This is a genomic window from Plantactinospora veratri (assembly GCF_036421995.1).
In the GTDB taxonomy this organism is placed as follows: domain Bacteria; phylum Actinomycetota; class Actinomycetes; order Mycobacteriales; family Micromonosporaceae; genus Plantactinospora; species Plantactinospora veratri.
Genome location: NZ_JAZGQL010000010.1, coordinates 35,829 through 52,000, shown reverse-complemented (window position 1 = coordinate 52,000; position 16,172 = coordinate 35,829). Strand labels below are relative to the sequence as shown.

Here is a 16,172-nt window from a genome sequence, read left to right as displayed (position 1 = left end):
TTCGCGGGTGGAGCCGCCGACCCCGGGATGGCGGGCGGCCCCACCGTGCTGCGAATCCTGCTCGGCAGCCAGTTGCGCAAACTACGGGAGGCCAGGGGCGTCAGCCGCGACGACGCGGGCTGGGAGATCAGGTCGTCCGGGTCCAAGATCAGCCGGATGGAGCTGGGCCGGGTGGGATTCAAGGAACGCGACGTCGCAGATCTGCTGACCCTCTACCAGGTGACCGACGAGAGCGAACGCTCCGCCCTGCTCGCCCTGGCCCGGCAGGCCAACAACCCCGGCTGGTGGCACCGGTACGGCGACGTGCTGCCCAACTGGTTCCAGTCCTACCTCGGCCTGGAGGCCGCCGCCGCGCTGATCCGGGCCTACGAGGTGCAGTACATCCCCGGGCTGTTGCAGACCCGCGACTACGCCCGGGCCGTCGTGCTGCTCGCCCACGACGGTGCGCCGCCGGACGAGATCGAGCGTCGGGTCGAGCTCCGGATGGACCGGCAGAAGGTACTGTCCCGACCGGGTGCGCCGCAGCTGTGGGCCGTGGTGGACGAGGCGGCGCTGCGCCGCCCGATCGGCGGGGTCGGCGTGATGCGCGGCCAGCTCGAGCATCTGATCGAAGTCGGCAAGCTGCCGAACGTGACCGTCCAGGTGATCCCGTTCCGGGCCGGCGGGCACGCCGCCGCCGGTGGTGCGTTCAGCCTGCTCCGCTTCCCCGACCAGGAACTGCCGGACGTCGTCTACATGGAACAGCTCACCAGCGCGCTCTACCTCGACAAGCGCGACGACGTGGACTACTACGCCGCCGCGATGGAACGACTCTGCGTCGAGGCCGTCCCGCCGACCGAGACCCCGGCGTTCCTCCGCGCGGCCCTGGCCGACCTCGACTCCTGAGCCCCGGCCGCCGCCCCCGCGGCGAGACCGGTTCGGCGCTCCGCCCGGTTCACCGGCGCCGGATGGGCCACACTACCGATATGACTTCCCGCCGCCTCGCTGGCGCCGTCGCCCTGGTCACCGGCGCCTCCTCCGGGATCGGCGCCGCCGCCGCCCGACGGCTGGCCGGTGCCGGTGCGCGGGTCTTCCTCAGCGGCCGCGACCCCGAACGGCTCGCGGCGGTCGCCGCCGAGTCAGGGGGTACGGCGATCCCGTGCGACCTCACCGACCCGGAACGGACGAAGGCGCTCGCCGGACAGGTACTCGACTGCGCCGGCCGGGTCGACATCCTGGTCAACAACGCCGGCCAGGGCTTCGCCGGGCCGCTGACCGGGATGACCGACGCCCAGATCCAGGCGCTGGTGGCGGCGAACCTGACCGCCCCGATGCTGCTCGCCCGGGCAGTACTGCCCGGGATGCTCACCCGGGGCAGCGGGCGACTCGGCTTCGTCGGCTCCATCGCCGGCCGGCTCGGCGTACGCGAGGAGGCGGTCTACGCGGGCACCAAAGCCGGGTTGAGCGTCTTCGCCGACAGCCTGCGCAAGGAGACGACCGGTCGGGGCATCGTGGTCACCGAACTCGTCCCCGCCGTGGTGGACACCCCGTTCTTCGCCACACGCGGCCGGCCGTACCCGCGCCGCCGCCCCCGGCCGGTACCGGCGGAACGGGCCGCCGACGCCCTGCTCACCGGCATGCTCACCGGCCGGCACGAGGTCTGCCTGCCCCGCTGGATGGTGCTGCCGATCGCGGTCCGGGCCACCCTGCCGGCCACCTACCGCCGGCTCGCCGACCGCTTCGGCTGAGGTGCAAGGAAGGGCCCCCTATTATCGTTTTCTGTTGTACAAGGGGCCCTTCCTTGCAGCTCAGTTGGCGCGGATCGCCCGGATCGACTGGCGCAGCGAGGACATGGTGGCGAGTACCGCCGTCGGCTCGTACCCGCAGTGCGCCATGCAGTTGGCGCAGCGGGCGTCCCGCCCCCGGCCGTACGCCGACCAGTCGGTGGTCTCGATCAGCTCCCGGTACGTCTGCGCGTACCCGTCGCCGAGCAGATAGCAGGGACGCTGCCAGCCGAAGAGCGAGTACGACGGGATGGCCCAGGCCGTACAGGAGAAGTCGACCTTCCCCTCGAGGAAGTCCAGGAAGAGCGGCGAGTGGTTCAGCCGCCACTTCTTGCGGCGCCCCTCGCCGAACGCCTTCTTGAACATCGCCCGGGTCTCCGCGACGCCGAGGAAGTGCTCCTGGTCCGGAGCCTTGTCGTAGGCGTACGCCGGAGAGAGCATCATCTGGTCGACGCCCAGGTCGTCGTTGAGGTAGTCGAGCACCTCGATCACCGTCTGCGGGGTGTCGGTGGAGAAGAACGTCGTGTTGCTGGTGACCCGGAAGCCGCGCCGCTTCGCCTCCCGTACCGCCTCGACCGCCTCGTCGAAGACGCCCTCCTTGCAGACCGAGGCGTCGTGCCGCTCCCGCAGCCCGTCGATGTGCACCGCGAAGGAGAAATAGCGGGACGGGGTGAACTTGTGCAGCTTCTTGCGCAGCAGCGCCGCGTTGGTGCAGAGGAAGACGTACTTGCGGCGCTTGACGAGCTCGTCGACCAGCCGGTCGATCTCCGGGTGCATCAGCGGCTCGCCGCCGGCGATGGAGACCATCGGCGCCCCGCACTCCTCGATCGCGGCGAGCGCCTGCTCCACCGGCATCCGGCGCTTCAGCACGTCAGCCGGGTGCTGGATCTTGCCGCAACCGGCGCAGGCCAGGTTGCAGGCGAAGAGCGGCTCCAGTTCGACCAGCAGCGGAAAGTGCGTCCTCCGACGCAGCTTCTGCTCCATCAGGTAGCGGCCGACCCGCAGACTCTGGCGCAGGGGCATGCCCATCGTCACCACCCCGTTCCGGTCGGCCGGTCGATCGGCGCGCGGCGATCCCGCACGGCATTGCGCGAACTGGTCCCCGTCATGGTGTTCGAATCTCCTTGGGAAGGGTGAAGTGCACATCCTCGGTACGCGTGCTGTGCTCCCGTACCGCGTCGGCGCCGAGCCCGGCCAGCGCCGCCACGGTCTGGTCGACCAGCCAGGGCGGCGCCGAGGCACCGGCGGTCACGCCGATCGTCCGGGCACCGGCGAGCCAGCGGAGGTCGACCTGCTCCACGTCGTCGACCAGGTACGCCGGGGTGCCCCCGCGCTCGGTCACCTCGACCAGGCGCCGGGAGTTCGACGAGTTGGCCGAGCCGAGCACCAGTACCACGTCGGCAACGGCGGCCACCTCGCGCAACGCCGCCTGCCGGTTGGTGGTGGCGTAGCAGATGTCGTCCGAGGAGGGCCCGGTCAGCGCGGGGAACCGCCGCCGGAGTACGTCGAGGACCCCGGCCACCTCGTCCACGGCCAGGGTGGTCTGCACCAGGTACGACACCCGGTCCGGGTCGGCGACCTCGATCCGTTCCGCGTCACCGACCGACTCCACCAGGGCGATCCGGCCGGGTACCTCGCCGAGGGTGCCCTCGGTCTCCTCGTGCCCGGCGTGCCCGATGAAGAGCACCGTGTTGCCCCGCCCGGCGAACCGGCGGGCCTCGCTGTGCACCTTGGTCACCAGCGGGCAGGTCGCGTCGATCACCGGCAGTCCCCGGTCGGCGGCGGCGGCCCGGACCGCGGGCGCCACCCCGTGCGCGGAGAAGACCGTGGTCGCGCCGTCCGGGATCTCGGTCAGCTCGTCGACGAAGACCGCCCCGCGGCGTTGCAGGTCGGCGATGACGTGCAGGTTGTGCACGATCTGCTTGCGGACGTAGACCGGCGGGCCGTGCCGGTCCAGCGCCTGCTCCACCACGCTGATCGCCCGCTCCACCCCGGCGCAGAACGACCGGGGCGCGGCCAGCACCACCTGCCGGGCGGTGGTCGCCGCCGCCCACTCCGACAGGGCCGGGCCGAGTCGCGGCAGCACCCGCAGCGCCGCGATCACCCGGCCGAGCGTCGCCGGCCGGTACAGCGGATGCGGTGGCACGTCGGCGACCACCCGTACGCAGGCGATCGGGCGACCGGCGGCACCGGCCAGCAGCGCCGCCGACTCGGTGTCCACCGCGATCGCGCCGGTGGCGGCGAGCCGGGTGCGGTCGGCGCCGTCGACGATCCGCCGGCTGGTCACGACCGGTCCGAGGTGGACGGTCAGGCCCCGTCGGCGCAGCGCCGCCGCGATCATCGGGGCGGCCGGACAGGGTACCGGAGCGCCCCCGACGACACCGGCCCGACGTACCTCGGTGGCCACCACCAGGTCGCCGGTGCGCAGCCACGGCACCAGCCCACCGGCGATGCCGGCCACCGCCAGCGCGCCGGTGTCGCGGTGCCCGGCGGCGACCCTGGCGGCCCGGGCCGGACCCCGACCGGTACGCCGCAGCGGTGCGCCCGGCGGCAGGCCGCGCCGCAACCCGAGGGCCTCCGCCCGCATCGGTGCGAACAGCACCCAGTCCCCGCCACTCAACTGGACTCTCCCGGATCGCGGGACAGCCGGCCGGCGTACTCGGGGTCGCGCAGCAGCCGGCCGAGGGCGCTGACCGGGAAGACCAGACGGTAGAGGTGGTAGTTGATGTAGAAGTCGCCGGGAAACCCGGTGCCGGTGTACTGCGGCTCGTCCCAGCCCCCGTCCGGGCGCTGGGTACGCACCAGCCAGTCCACCCCGCGCCGGACCGACGCCGAGTCGTCCGAACGGGCGGCGTGCAAAGCCAGCAGCGCCCACCCGGTCTGCGACGCGGTCGAGTCGCCCTGACCCCGCCAGGCCGGATCGCGGTACGAGCGCATGTCCTCGCCCCAGCCGCCGTCGGCGTTCTGCCGTCGGTGCAGCCAGCAGACCGCCCGGATGATCCTCGGGTCGTCCCGGCGTACCCCGGCGGCGATCAGCGCCGGCACCACCGCACCGGTCCCGTAGACGTGGTTGGCGCCCCACCGGCCGAACCAGGAACCGTCCGCCTCCTGGTGGCGCAGCAGCCACGCCACGCCCCGGCGGACCGGGATCGAACCGGCCAGCCCCTCCGCGCAGAGTGCCTCCACCACGTGCGCGGTAACGTCCGCGCTCGGCGGGTCGATCACCTCACCGAAGTCGCAGAACGGCAGGTCGCGAGCGATCGCCCGGGTGTTGTCCGCGTCGAACGCGGCCCAGCCGCCGTCGGCGGACTGCATCCCGCAGAGCCAGCGGACCCCGCGCTCCATCGCCGGCCGCAGCGCCGGATGCGCCCCGCAGCGCCGCAGCGCGAGCAGCACCTCTGCGGTGTCGTCGGTGTCCGGGTAGCCGTCGTTGTCGAACTCGAACGCCCAGCCACCGGGCTCCACCCGGGGCCGGCGTACCGACCAGTCGCCGGGGACCCGGATCTCCTCGGCGAGCAGCCAGTCGGCGGCGGTGGTCAGCGCCGGATGGTCGGCCGGCACCCCGGCGTCGGCGAGCGCGACCATCGCCAGCGCGGTGTCCCAGACCGGGGACTGGCACGCCTCCAGCCGGCGAACCGGGCCGTCCGGAGTCTCCTCCCGGACAGTGAACCGCTCCAATCCGGCCAGCCCGCTGCGCAGCACCGGGTGCGAGAGCGGATAGCCGAGCAGGTGCAGTGCGATCAGCGAATAGACCCACGGCGGCTGGATGCCGCCCCACGAGCCGTCCGCCTCCTGGCGGGCGACGATCCACTCGGCGGCCCGGCGCAGCGCGTTGCGGCGTACCGGGCCGACCGGGTGGCGCTCGTAGCCGCGCAGCGCCGCGTCGAGCCGGTGCATCCAGCGCCCCTTGCGGCTCGGCGTCGCCGCCTGCTCAAGCGGCAGTCCGGTACGCAGTTCGCCGAGCGAGAAGCCGAGCGGGCGTACCGGGCGCAGCGCGCGGACGATCGACAGCGGCACGATGGTCTGCCGGGCCCAGCAGGCGAAGTCGTAGACGTTGAGCGGAAACCACGACGGCAGCAGCACCACCTCGGGCGGGATCGCCGGCAGCCGGTGCCACGGCCACTCGCCGAAGAGCGCCAGCCAGAGTCGGGTGAAGACCCGGCTGCGCTCGATGCCGCCGTGCGCGAGTACGAACTCCCGGGCCCGGCACATGTGCTCGGCGTCCGGCGGGTCACCGGCCAGCCGCAGCGCCGCGTACGCCTCGATGGTGGTGGAGAGGTCCCCCGGCCCGCCGTGGAAGGTCGCCCAGGCGCCGTCCGGGTCCTGCTTCGAGCGGATCCACCGGGCCGTCGGCTCGGTCTCCACCTCGGTACGGATGCCGAGGAACTCCCGCAGCAGCAGGTCCTCGGCCTCCATCGTCACGTTGGTCTCCAGCTCGCCCTGCCACCAGCCGCCCGGCTGCTGCCGCGCGAGCAGCAGGTCCCGCGCCCGGTCCAGCGCCGCCTCGGCGGAAAGGAAGGGCCCCCTACTATCGTTTTCTGTTGTAGAAGGGGCCCTTCCTTGCACCTTGGACGGTGTGGTCGGGTTGCCGTCGCTGGTGGAGACCGTCGCGCCCATCAGTGGTCCCGTCCCGTCATGAAGTGCGCGATCGCCACCAGGTCGGCGTGTGCGTCGGAGCGTTCTCCGGCCGCGCCGGGCTCGCCCAACTGGTCCAGCTCGGCCAGCGCCTCGGTGAGCAGCCGGTCGGCCTGCTTCTCGGTCCAGTCCCGGGCGCCGGTCTCCTCGATCAACTCGGCGGCCAGGCCCAGGTCGGCGGCGGAGAGTTCGCCGGTCCGGGCGTACAACTCGGCGAGCTGGTCACCGGCCGGGCCGCCGGAGGTGAGGGCCCGGACCACCGGAACCGACTTCTTCCGGGCCCGCAGGTCGGAAAGGACCGGCTTACCGGTGACGGCCGGCTCACCCCAGATGCCGAGCAGGTCGTCCACGAGCTGGAAGGCCAGGCCGAGGCGTTCCCCGTACCGGGCCAGGCCGTCCACCAGGGTCGCCGGGGCGCCGCAGAGCACCGCGCCGAGCGTCGCCGAGCAGGAGAGCAGCGCCGCCGTCTTGTCCCGGGCCATCGCCAGGCACTCGTCGAGGGTGACGTCGGGACGGGACTCGAAGGCCACGTCGGCCGCCTGCCCGGCGATCAGTCGCCGGATCGCGGTGTGCATGGTGGTCAGTCCCGCGCGTACGTCCAGGGTTGGGTCGTCCGCGAGTACCTCGTCGGCGAGGCTGAGCATGGCGTCCCCGGCCAGGATCGCCGGACCGACCCCGAACGCCGCCCACGCGGTCGGCCGGTGCCGGCGCTCCAGGTCACCGTCGATCACGTCGTCGTGCAGCAGGGAGAAGTTGTGCACCAGCTCCACCGCGACCGCCGCCGGCAGGCCCCGGCGTACCGGCTGGCCGGCGGTCTGGGCGGAGAGCAGCGCCAGCGCCGGACGCAACCCCTTGCCGCCCCGGCCGGCGGGCTCCCCTGCGGCGTCCCAGTAGCCGAGCTGGTAGCCGGCGACCAGCCGGGTACGCTCGTCGATCCGTTCCAGCGTCGCCCGGATCTCGGGCTGGACGAGTTCGTCCACCTGGGCGAGGACGCTGGGCAGCATCACGGTCATGTCGTCTCCTCGCTACGCTCGTCGTCGCCATGACCTGGACGACTGAGCCCCTCGATGACCACGCTCCGCTCGGTCATGTCGTCTCCTCGTCGCGCCCGGTCGTGCCGGCGCCTGGCGTCTGGGTCGGTGCAGACCCGAGGTGGGCGAGGACCACGTCGGCGGCGCGGTGGCCGCTGCGTACCGCGCCCTCCATCGTGTCCGGCCACCCGGTGTCGGTCCATGCGCCGGCCAGGGCCAGCCCGGGTGCCCGGGTCTGGGCGGGTGGCCGGGCACTGCGGGAACCCGGCTCCTGCCGGAAGGTCGCCCGGGGTTCCCGGGTCACGAAGGCGTCCCGGACCCGGGCCTGCCGGGCCGCCGGGAAGAGTTCCGCCAGCGCGTCCAGGTAGGTCCGGACCAGTTCGCTGGCCCGGACGCCGAGCACCTGCTCGGCGGCGGAGATCGAGACCACCAGGTACTGCCCGGACCCGCCGGGCGCGGTCCGGTCGAAGACCCACTGCACCGGCGTGTCCAGCCCGGCGGCGAACTCCAGTTCGGTGACCCGCTGCTGGTAGTGCACGTGCACGTTGACGATCGGCGCGGCACCCAGCCGGGCCCAGCGCGCCCGGTCCGGGGCGGCCTCGGCCGGCACCAGCCGGGCGGCCTGCGGATGCGGCACCGCCAACACCACCGCGTCGGCGGTCAGCTCGATGCCGTCGCCGGAGACCTGGAACCGGCCCCGGTCGGTACCGATCCGCTGCACCCGTACCCCGGTGCGGACCGTCGCGCCGCGCCGCCGGAGCAGTACGGAGGCCGGTACACCGTGCAGTTCGGACAGTGGTGCGGTCGGCCGGCCGATGTCGGCGGCGTCGGCCCGGTCCAGCAGCCCGGTCCGGAAGACCCGGGCGGCCAGCGCCAGCGAGGCCCGTTCCGGCGGAGCGTTCAGGGCAGCGGTGCAGATCAGCTCCCAGAGCCGGGCCACGGTCGGCGCGTCCTGCCCGTGCGCGGCCAGCCATGCGCCGAAGCTGACCCGGTCGGCGGCCGGGTCGTCCGGTTCGACCCGGCGCAGCGCGGCGGCGGCCCGGACCGCCGCCAACCGCTGCCCCACCCGCAGCGGGCGGTAGCCGAGCAGGGCCGGCAGCAGGTGGGCCGGGGCCGGCAGCCGACGGTTGCGGGCCAGGACGTGCGGCGGCCCGCCGGCCCGCAGGATCGGCACCGCGAACCCGTCCTGCACGGCCGCCCGGTCGGCGCTGCCAAGCTGGACGAGCAGGTCGCGGTACTGCTGGTAGCAGCGGAGGAAGACGTGCTGCCCGGTGTCCACCGTCAGTTCGCCGCGCCGGAACGAGTAGGTGGCGCCGCCGAGCGCCGGACGGGCCTCCACCAGGGTCACCCGGTGCCCGGCGTCGAGCAGCCGCACCGCCGAGGCGATGCCGGCCAGCCCACCGCCGACCACGCAGACCCCTCCGTCGGTCACGGTGCGCTCCGGGTCATCGCCCGCGCCGCGACGTACGCCTTCTCCCAGCCGGGCAGCGAGACCCGCTGCCGGGTCACCGCCAGCGGGTCGGCCACCATCCGGGCCAGCAGCCGGTGGTAGATCCCGGCCATCGCCGCCACACAGGCCGCGCTGCGCCGGTCCAGCAGCGGCAGCAGCCGCAGCCCGGTCTGGTAGTACCGTTCGGCCCGGTGCGCCTGCCAGCGGAGCAGCGCGGCGAGCCGGTCCGGCGGGTCGGTCAGCGCGCCGTCCGGGCCGAGTTCCAGGGTGCAGCCGAACCGCTCCAGGTCGCGGTGGGGCAGGTAGACCCGGCCGGCGGCCCGATCCTCCACGATGTCCCGCAGGATGTTGGTCAGTTGCAGCGCGATGCCCAGGGTGTCGGCGAGTTCGGCGGCCGCCGACCGGTCCATCGAGGGCCGGAGTGCGAAGACGCCGAGCGAGAGCCGGCCGATCGACCCGGCGACGCAGCGGCAGTAGCCGACCAGTTCCTCGAAGGTCTCGTAGCGGGCACCCCGGACGTCCGCCACGCAGCCGTCGACCAGCTCGTCGAAGGCGGCCAGCGGAATCGGCAGCCGGGCCGCCGCGTCGGCCAGGGCGACCAGCACCGGATCCCCGCCGGCCTCCGGCAGCCGGTGCAGCGCCGCCCGGATCTGGTCGAGCCGGGCCAGCTTGGTCGCAGCGGGCAGCTCGCCGTCGCCGATGTCGTCGATGCGCCGGGCGACGGCGTACACCGCGCAGAGCGCGGCGCGCCGGTCGGGGCGGAGCAGCCGGATCCCGTACGAGAAGTTGCGCGCCTGGCTGCGGGTCACCCGGGCGCACTCCCGGTAGGCACGCTCCAGCCCCGCGTCGGCGGTCATCCGCGCACCCCGCTCGGGCGCAGTGCGACCCGGGGCGGCCAGTACGACCTGAGCCAGGCAGCGGCGATGCCGGCCCGGGTGGGCTTGGGCGGCCCGGGCAGCGGGTCGTGGCCGGCCCGGGCCAGTGCGGCGAGCGCGGCCCGCCCACCGGCGACGTATCCGCCGACCGCCAGCCGGGCCCAGCCGTGCAGGTCGGCGACGAGCGGTGCACCGGCGTCGAGGAGGTCGGCGGCGCGCTGCGCCTGGCGCCGGACCACCGTACGGAGCCGGTCGCCGGCCCGGGGCGCGTCGAGGTCCTCCTCGGACACCCCGGCCGCCGCCAACTCCTCGGTCGGCAGGTAGATCCGGCCCCGGCGCCGGTCCTCGGCGACGTCCTGGAGATGCTCGACCACCTGCAAGGCGGTGCAGATCCGGTCGGAGAGCCGGATCCGGTCCGGCGAGGCGGCGCCGAAGACGTGCAGCACCAGCTCGCCGACCGGGTCGGCGGAGAGGTGGCAGTAGTCGACCAGGGCGCCGAAGGTCGGATAGCGGCGCACCGTCTGGTCGCGCCGGTTCGCCTCGATCAGCCGCAGCAGCGGGTCGATCGGCAACCGGCAGTCGACCACGGTGGGCGCCAGCCGGACGAGTACCGGGTGCCGGGGCAGCCGGCCGTGGTAGAGGGCGCGTACCTCACGGTCGAACCGGTCCAGCCCGGCGAGCCGGGTGGCCGGCGTCTCGTCCCGACCGCTCTGGTCCGGCTCGTCGCCGAGGTCGTCCACGTAGCGGGCGTACCAGTAGAGGGCGAGCAGGTGCCGGCGGATCCGGGCCGGCAGGACGCGCAGCGCGACGGGGAAGTTCTCCCCGGCCAGTACGGTGTCCGGCTGCCGGCGCCCACCCGGCCGATCCGCGGACGGATGGTCGGGAGCATCGTCGGTCAGATGAAGCACACTGCCGCCTCTCGCGAGGTCCAGCCGGCTCAGCGGGGCCGCGCCAGACCGCCGCGCCGGATTGGTCGTAATCCACCACTCGCGCTAAGTAATCTTCACCGAGAGTACCCAAATTCCCACCCTGGGCGGTGCGGCCTGCCGAATTCCTCTCGGCGTGTTCGACGATCCGTCGCGGCGCACCCCCGATCGACCGGACCGGCCCGGTGGATGGGCGGCGGTGGTCGGCGTGTCAGCTTGACCGGGTACGCCGGGCCATCCAGATGCCGACGGTCATCGCCGCCACCGCGACCAGCCCGGCCAGCAGCCGGGGCCCCTCCAGCGACAGTTTCTCCTCGAAGGCGAAGACCCCGATCAGCACGCCGGTGAACGGGTCGAGCAGCGCGATCGCGGTCAGCGGGGCGGCGATCGGGCCACCCTGGAAGGCGTTCTGGTTCAGGACCAGCGCGGTGCCACCGACCAGTACCAGAGCGTAGAGATGCCAGTCCGTGAAGACCTCGACGGGGTGGTCCGGCAGCTTCTCGGTCACGCTCTTCACCAGGGCGGCGGCCAGCCCGTACAGCAGTCCGGTGGCGATGCCGAGCATCAGACCCCGGGTCGCGTCCTGGGTCCGCCAGGCCACCAGCAGGCAGACCGCGACCAGTGCGCCGATCGCGGCCCCGACCAGGATCCAGGACCACGCCTTCGGCTCCGTGACCCCGCCGCGCGGGTTCGCGGCGAGCAGGAACCCGGTCAGCCCGATGACCCCGATCACCACCACCAGCATGTCCCGGCGGTGCGGCCGGCGCCGCTCGAGCGCCGCCTCCAGCGGAATCGCCATGAAGAGTCCGCTGACCAGGAGCGGTTCGACCAGGGCGAGTGCGCCGAAGCGCAGCGCCAGCGCCTGGAGGACGGTACCGAACGCGTCCGGCACCCAGCCCAGCAGCCAGAGCCGGCGGTGCAGCAGCCGGATCAGCAGCCGCGGGTCGATGGTCCGGGTCGGTCGCTCCTGTTTGGCGGCGTGCTGTTCCAGTACCGAACTCACCGCGAAGCAGGCGGCCGAGGCGAGTCCGAGCAGGATGGCGATGCCGTTCACCGGGTCGTACCTCCGGACCGGGCCCTCCCGGACACCTCGGCGTCGGGTCGTGCCACCGGCCCCGGGGCGGCACGATGTGTGGCCCGCACGTCAGCCTTGCCGGTCCGGGTGGTTCGCCGGGCGCGTACCGTCGGCCCGGGGTTGGTCCGCGCCGATCCGCAACCTCGCCACACCGGCCCGCAGCCCCACCCATCGGGTCAGGGTCCGCCGGGACGGCACCGCCGCCACCGCGGCCGGTAGCTCGGCCGGCACCTCCGGACCAGCCGGCGCCGCGCCGTCGACCAGGGCGGGAGTGCCGAGCGGCTCGTCGGCCAGTGCGGGCGCGGTGGCCGGGGTGTGGAATGGCGAGGCCGAACCTGAGCCCTCTGTCACCGGCTCGGGCAGCGCTCCGCCCCGGGCGATGTCGGCGACCACCGTCGCGGGGTCGGTCTCGAAGAGAGCCAGGCCGGCGGCGCGCTGCCGCTCGCCGGCCTTACCGTCGGCGAGCCGGACCAGGGTCGGGCCGAGTTCGGCGCCCCGGCGTACCCAGGTCGCCACCCCGGCCCTGGCCATGGTGGCCGCGTTCGCCCGGCCGTGCCCGGGGATCGGCCGGTAGGTGGCGACCGGCAGGCCGCAGGCCATCGCCTCCAGCGCGGTGAGTCCACCGGCGTTCTCCACCAGGACGTCGGCGGCGCGCAGCAGCTCCGGCATGTCGTCGACCCAGCCGAAGACGTATCCGGTACCCCGCCGCTCCAGCCGGCGCAGCAGCGTCTCGTTGCGGCCGCAGACCACGACCGGGACGGCCACCCCGGTACGCGCGATCTCGGCCGCCGTCCGGGCCACCGCGCCGACGCCCCAGGAGCCGGCGACCAGCAGCGCGAGCCGGGCGTCGACGGGCAGGCCGAGCCGCTCCCGGGCGCGGCGCTTCTCGGCCGGCGAGCCCGGGCGGAAACCGGCCGAGACCAGCCGGCCGGCCACCCGGACCTCGCCGGCACCGAGTGCCCGGGCCTCGGCCCGGGTGGTGCGGTGCGCGGCGCAGTGCACGTCGATACCGGGCGACACCCAGATCGGGTTCACCGCGAAGTCGGTCAGATAGGTGACCACCGGTACGGCGAGCCGCCCGTCCCGGCGCAGCGGTCCGACGATCTGGCTGACCACCGGGTACGTCGACACCACCGCCCGGGTGTCCGGGGGCAGCATCCGGAGTACCCGGGGCCACACCGGTCGGAGCAGCGCCCGGGTGATCGGCGCGGCCCGGCTGAAGTTGCCGCCGATCGCGAAGAGCAGCCCGTAGATCCACGGCAGCCGGCTCAGCATGCCGTGGTAGGTGCCGCGCAGCAGCCGGCCCAGTCCCCACGGGAAGATGTCGGCCAGGTCCACGCAGTCGGCCAGCAGGCCCCGTTCGCGCAGCCGGCCGGCGAGTTCCCGGCTCGCGCCGTCGTGCCCGGCGCCCGCGCTGGCGTAGATGATCATTACGCGCGGACGCCGCCCACCGACGCCGCTGGCGGGCGGCTCGGACGCCTCCTTGCGGTTCGCGTCGGACCGCCCGGATCTGAACGTCATCCGGCCATCTACCCGCAGGAGGTGCGAAGAATCCTCGGACCGCCACACCGACTTCCGTCAGGCGGCAACGGACCCGTTCCGGCACCGCATCTGCCCGAACACCCCGACCCGGACGCCCGGCCGGACGTAGACTCCGGATACCCCGCGACGCCCGGCCCACGCGCGAACCGGCGCCGCCGGCCGCAGCCCCGGCCCACCGGGAGGTCGCCATGCGGGTCCTGATCGTCACCGCCGGCTCCCTCGGCGACGTCGCGCCCTACACCGGACTCGGTGCCCGGTTACGGGCCGCCGGCCACCGGGTGGCGGTCGCCGCCCCGGAACCGTACGCCGACCTCGTCACCGGAGCCGGCCTGGACTTCCGGCCGATCGCCGGGGACCTGTCGGCGCTGCGGGCCGAGCACGCCGGAGGGCACCGATCCTGGACCGTGCCGGGCGCCCCCGAGCTGGTCGAGTTCATCCGGCTCGGCGGCCGGTTCGTCGCCGAACTCGGCACCGGCATCGCGGCCGCGGCCGGGGCGGACACCGAGGTAATGCTGCTGTCCAGCACGACCGCACCACTGGGCTACTCGGTGGCGCAGTACCACCACATCCCGTGCCTCGGTGTCTTCCTCCAGCCGACCGCTCCCACCCGGGCGTTCCCGCCGGTCGTACTCGGGGTGCGCTCGCTCGGCGGCTGGGGCAACCGACTCGCCGGCCGGCTCGGGCGGCTCCTCGTCGACCGGGTGTACGCCGACGCCTCCCGGCGGCTGCGCGCCGAACTCGGCCTGCCACCGGTCGGACTCGGCCGCCTGGCCCGGCTCGCCGACGGGGACGGCTGGGCGGTGCTGCACGGGTACAGCCCGACCGTGCTGCCCCGGCCACCGGACTGGCCGGCCGGGCTGGACGTGGTCGGCTACTGGTGGCCGGTGACCCGCCCCGGCTGGCAGCCGCCGGCCGAACTGGTCGACTTCCTCGCCGCCGGCCCTCCCCCGGTCTACGTCGGCTTCGGCAGCCTGGCCGACACCGGGAACGGACTGCACCGTCTGGTCGCCGGTGCGCTGCGCCGGGCCGGCGTACGCGGCGTGTTGCAGGGGATGCGCGACGCCGGGTCGGACCGGGTCGAGCACCAGGACGGGGACCTGATCGCCGTCGGGGACGTACCGCACGACTGGCTCTTTCCCCGGATGGCCGCGCTGGTCCACCACGCCGGTTGCGGCACCACGGGTGCGGGTCTGCGTGCCGGGGTGCCGGCGGTGCCGGTACCGGTCTTCGCCGACCAGCCGTTCTGGGCCGCCCGGATGGTCGCCCTCGGGGTCGCTCCGACGGTGCTGCCGTTCCGCCGGCTCGACGAGGCCGGGCTGGCCACCGCGATCCGGGCCGCGGTGACCGAGCCGGGGCTGCGGCGCCGGGCGGAGGCCCTCGCCGACCTGATGGTGGCCGAGGACGGTGCCGGCGCGGTGGTGGCCGTGGTCGACCGGCTGGCCCGTTGACCGGTCGACCACGGCCAGCTCGACTCCGGCCGCCCGGGCCCGGGCCCGGGCGGCCGGCCGTCCGCCGCCGTGCTCAGAGCTTCTCGTAACAGGGCCCGTCCAGGGTGTACGCCTGCGCGGTCGGACCGGCGGTCAACGGCCGGACCTGGCTGACCCCGGTCGGTGCGGCCCGGTCCGGCCGGTACACCGCGGTGACCCGGACCGCGCCGTCGTTCGGCCCGGCGGCGTAGTTGCCGGCGCCGGCCGGCAGCATACCCTCGTAGTCGACCGACTTCAGCGACTTGACCGCCGCCAGCAGCCCGGCCCGGGTCAGGTCGCCGTCGGCCACCGCCCTGGCCAGCGCCGCCTTCATCGGGTAGGACCAGACCCAGCCGGAGGTGTACCCGTCGTTCGGGGTGATCTGGCCCAGCGCCTGCCGCAACGCCTGGTGCCCGGGGGTGTCGGTGCCCCACGAGTCCCACGGCGCGGTCTGCTCGTAGCGGGCCAGCAGGGCGGGGGCGGCGGCGCTCTGCAACAGCGCCGGATTCCAGGTCGGGCTGGTGCCGATGAACCGGCCGGTGAAGCCCCGGGCCGCCGCCTGGCCGACGATCGCCGCCGCATCGGCCGGCCCCATGGTCAGGATCACCAGGTCGGGCCGGCCGGAGAGGATCGCCTGGATGGCACCGGCCTGCTTGTCCGCGCCGGAGTCGGTCTTCACCGCGTTGAAGGTCAGCCCGAGGCTCTGCGCGCCGAGCTTCGCCCCGGCCGCCGCGTCGTCGCCGTAGTCGCCGGCCAGGTGTACGGCCAGCACCGACTTCACCCCGTGCGCCTCGCGGGCGTAGTCGAGCGCGTTCATCGACTCCAGGCAGTAGTTGGCGCCGGACTCGACGATCACGTCCTCGAAGGCGTACGCCGAGGTCCACGCGGCCGGCGCCGCGACCACGCTGCTGGCCTTCATGTCGGCCAGGATGGCGGCGGTGGTCGGCGAGCCGAGGGTCTGGGCCAGGGCCAGCACGTTCGGCTTCATCTCCTGGTACGCCTGGTTGTGCGTCTGCGGGTTGTATTTGTTGTCCCGGATCCAGCGGGTCACGTCGACCTCGTAGTCGCCGATCCCGCCGGCCGTGTTCACCCGCTTCCAGAACGCCTTCTGCGCGTCGGTGATCGGCACCGCCAGCGCCCGGAACGGCCCCTCGGTCAGGTCAGAGATGATGCCGAGGTAGATGCACCCCTTGTTCCGGTCCACCGCCTCCGGGCACGGCTCGGCGGTGACCCCGACGTCGGTCTTCACCCCGGAGGCGTCGGTCTCGGTGTCCCCGCCGCGACATGCGGCGAGTGCGGCGCAGAGCAGCAGGGCGACGGTCGCGGCGGCGAGCCGGCGCGGTGCGGAACCGGACGGTCTGTTCCTTCCCATGGCTACCTCACAGGTCAGTAGGAGCAGCTCGATAGGA

At 74.1% G+C, this 16,172-nt stretch carries 13 protein-coding genes; 3 read left to right on the top strand and 10 right to left on the bottom strand.

The window, feature by feature from the left end:
* The first annotated feature begins 27 nt into the window (after window positions 1-27).
* Together V1634_RS16215 and V1634_RS16210 are read left to right on the top strand one after the other, a co-directional pair.
* Complete coding sequence (locus V1634_RS16215; protein ID WP_331208756.1) at window positions 28-885, top strand: helix-turn-helix domain-containing protein; 858 nt, start codon at window positions 28-30, stop codon at window positions 883-885.
* Window positions 886-965: 80 nt separating this feature from the next.
* Window positions 966-1,727: an SDR family NAD(P)-dependent oxidoreductase gene (locus tag V1634_RS16210; RefSeq protein ID WP_331208660.1), complete on the top strand. Its 762-nt coding sequence runs from the start codon at window positions 966-968 to the stop codon at window positions 1,725-1,727.
* A 60-nt stretch (window positions 1,728-1,787) separates the two neighbouring features.
* Here V1634_RS16210 and hpnH read toward each other — a convergent pair whose 3' ends face one another.
* The 9 genes from hpnH to V1634_RS16165 form a co-directional block, all read right to left on the bottom strand.
* Window positions 1,788-2,792, bottom strand: a complete 1,005-nt coding sequence (gene hpnH / locus V1634_RS16205) for an adenosyl-hopene transferase HpnH (protein ID WP_331208659.1) — start codon at window positions 2,790-2,792, stop codon at window positions 1,788-1,790.
* 76 nt (window positions 2,793-2,868) lie between these two features.
* Window positions 2,869-4,383 carry a 4-hydroxy-3-methylbut-2-enyl diphosphate reductase gene (gene ispH, locus V1634_RS16200; RefSeq protein ID WP_331208658.1) on the bottom strand — a complete coding sequence of 505 codons (1,515 nt, stop codon included), beginning with the start codon at window positions 4,381-4,383 and terminating at the stop codon, window positions 2,869-2,871.
* The gene (shc, locus tag V1634_RS16195; protein ID WP_331208657.1) at window positions 4,380-6,380 is read right to left on the bottom strand and encodes a squalene--hopene cyclase; all 2,001 of its coding nucleotides are present in this window, start codon (window positions 6,378-6,380) and stop codon (window positions 4,380-4,382) included. The genes ispH and shc overlap by 4 nt, the downstream gene beginning before the upstream one ends.
* Entirely contained in the window at window positions 6,380-7,411 is a 1,032-nt protein-coding gene (locus V1634_RS16190) for a polyprenyl synthetase family protein (protein ID WP_331208656.1), read from the bottom strand. Before V1634_RS16190 ends, shc begins: the two co-directional genes overlap by 1 nt.
* 73 nt (window positions 7,412-7,484) lie before the next feature.
* Window positions 7,485-8,861, bottom strand: coding sequence for a hydroxysqualene dehydroxylase HpnE (gene hpnE, locus V1634_RS16185; RefSeq protein ID WP_331208655.1), 1,377 nt, complete (start codon window positions 8,859-8,861; stop codon window positions 7,485-7,487).
* Window positions 8,858-9,736, bottom strand: a complete 879-nt coding sequence (gene hpnD, locus V1634_RS16180; RefSeq protein WP_331208654.1) for a presqualene diphosphate synthase HpnD — start codon at window positions 9,734-9,736, stop codon at window positions 8,858-8,860. Before hpnD ends, hpnE begins: the two co-directional genes overlap by 4 nt.
* Entirely contained in the window at window positions 9,733-10,662 is a 930-nt protein-coding gene (gene hpnC, locus V1634_RS16175) for a squalene synthase HpnC (RefSeq protein WP_331208653.1), read from the bottom strand. Before hpnC ends, hpnD begins: the two co-directional genes overlap by 4 nt.
* Before the next feature lie 229 nt (window positions 10,663-10,891).
* A complete protein-coding gene (locus V1634_RS16170; RefSeq protein WP_331208652.1) occupies window positions 10,892-11,734 on the bottom strand; it encodes a DMT family transporter in 843 nt (280 codons plus the stop codon).
* A 90-nt stretch (window positions 11,735-11,824) separates the two neighbouring features.
* Window positions 11,825-13,276, bottom strand: a complete 1,452-nt coding sequence (locus V1634_RS16165; RefSeq protein WP_331208651.1) for a glycosyltransferase — start codon at window positions 13,274-13,276, stop codon at window positions 11,825-11,827.
* A gap of 209 nt (window positions 13,277-13,485) precedes the next feature.
* On the opposite strand from V1634_RS16165, the gene V1634_RS16160 reads away from it, so the two are divergent.
* Entirely contained in the window at window positions 13,486-14,745 is a 1,260-nt protein-coding gene (locus V1634_RS16160; protein ID WP_331208650.1) for a glycosyltransferase, read from the top strand.
* A gap of 73 nt (window positions 14,746-14,818) precedes the next feature.
* Here V1634_RS16160 and V1634_RS16155 read toward each other — a convergent pair whose 3' ends face one another.
* Entirely contained in the window at window positions 14,819-16,135 is a 1,317-nt protein-coding gene (locus tag V1634_RS16155; RefSeq protein ID WP_331208649.1) for an ABC transporter substrate-binding protein, read from the bottom strand.
* Window positions 16,136-16,172 lie beyond the last annotated feature (37 nt).

Bases quoted from the DNA above. Each gene is read 5' to 3' on its own strand.
- V1634_RS16215 (WP_331208756.1), top strand. From the start codon at position 28: ATGGCGGGCGGCCCCACCGTGCTGCGAATCCTGCTCGGCAGCCAGTTG.
- V1634_RS16210 (WP_331208660.1), top strand. From the start codon at position 966: ATGACTTCCCGCCGCCTCGCTGGCGCCGTCGCCCTGGTCACCGGCGCC.
- hpnH (WP_331208659.1), bottom strand. From the start codon at position 2,792: ATGGGCATGCCCCTGCGCCAGAGTCTGCGGGTCGGCCGCTACCTGATG.
- shc (WP_331208657.1), bottom strand. From the start codon at position 6,380: ATGGGCGCGACGGTCTCCACCAGCGACGGCAACCCGACCACACCGTCC.
- V1634_RS16190 (WP_331208656.1), bottom strand. From the start codon at position 7,411: ATGACCGTGATGCTGCCCAGCGTCCTCGCCCAGGTGGACGAACTCGTC.
- hpnD (WP_331208654.1), bottom strand. From the start codon at position 9,736: ATGACCGCCGACGCGGGGCTGGAGCGTGCCTACCGGGAGTGCGCCCGG.
- V1634_RS16165 (WP_331208651.1), bottom strand. From the start codon at position 13,276: ATGACGTTCAGATCCGGGCGGTCCGACGCGAACCGCAAGGAGGCGTCC.
- V1634_RS16160 (WP_331208650.1), top strand. From the start codon at position 13,486: ATGCGGGTCCTGATCGTCACCGCCGGCTCCCTCGGCGACGTCGCGCCC.
- V1634_RS16155 (WP_331208649.1), bottom strand. From the start codon at position 16,135: ATGGGAAGGAACAGACCGTCCGGTTCCGCACCGCGCCGGCTCGCCGCC.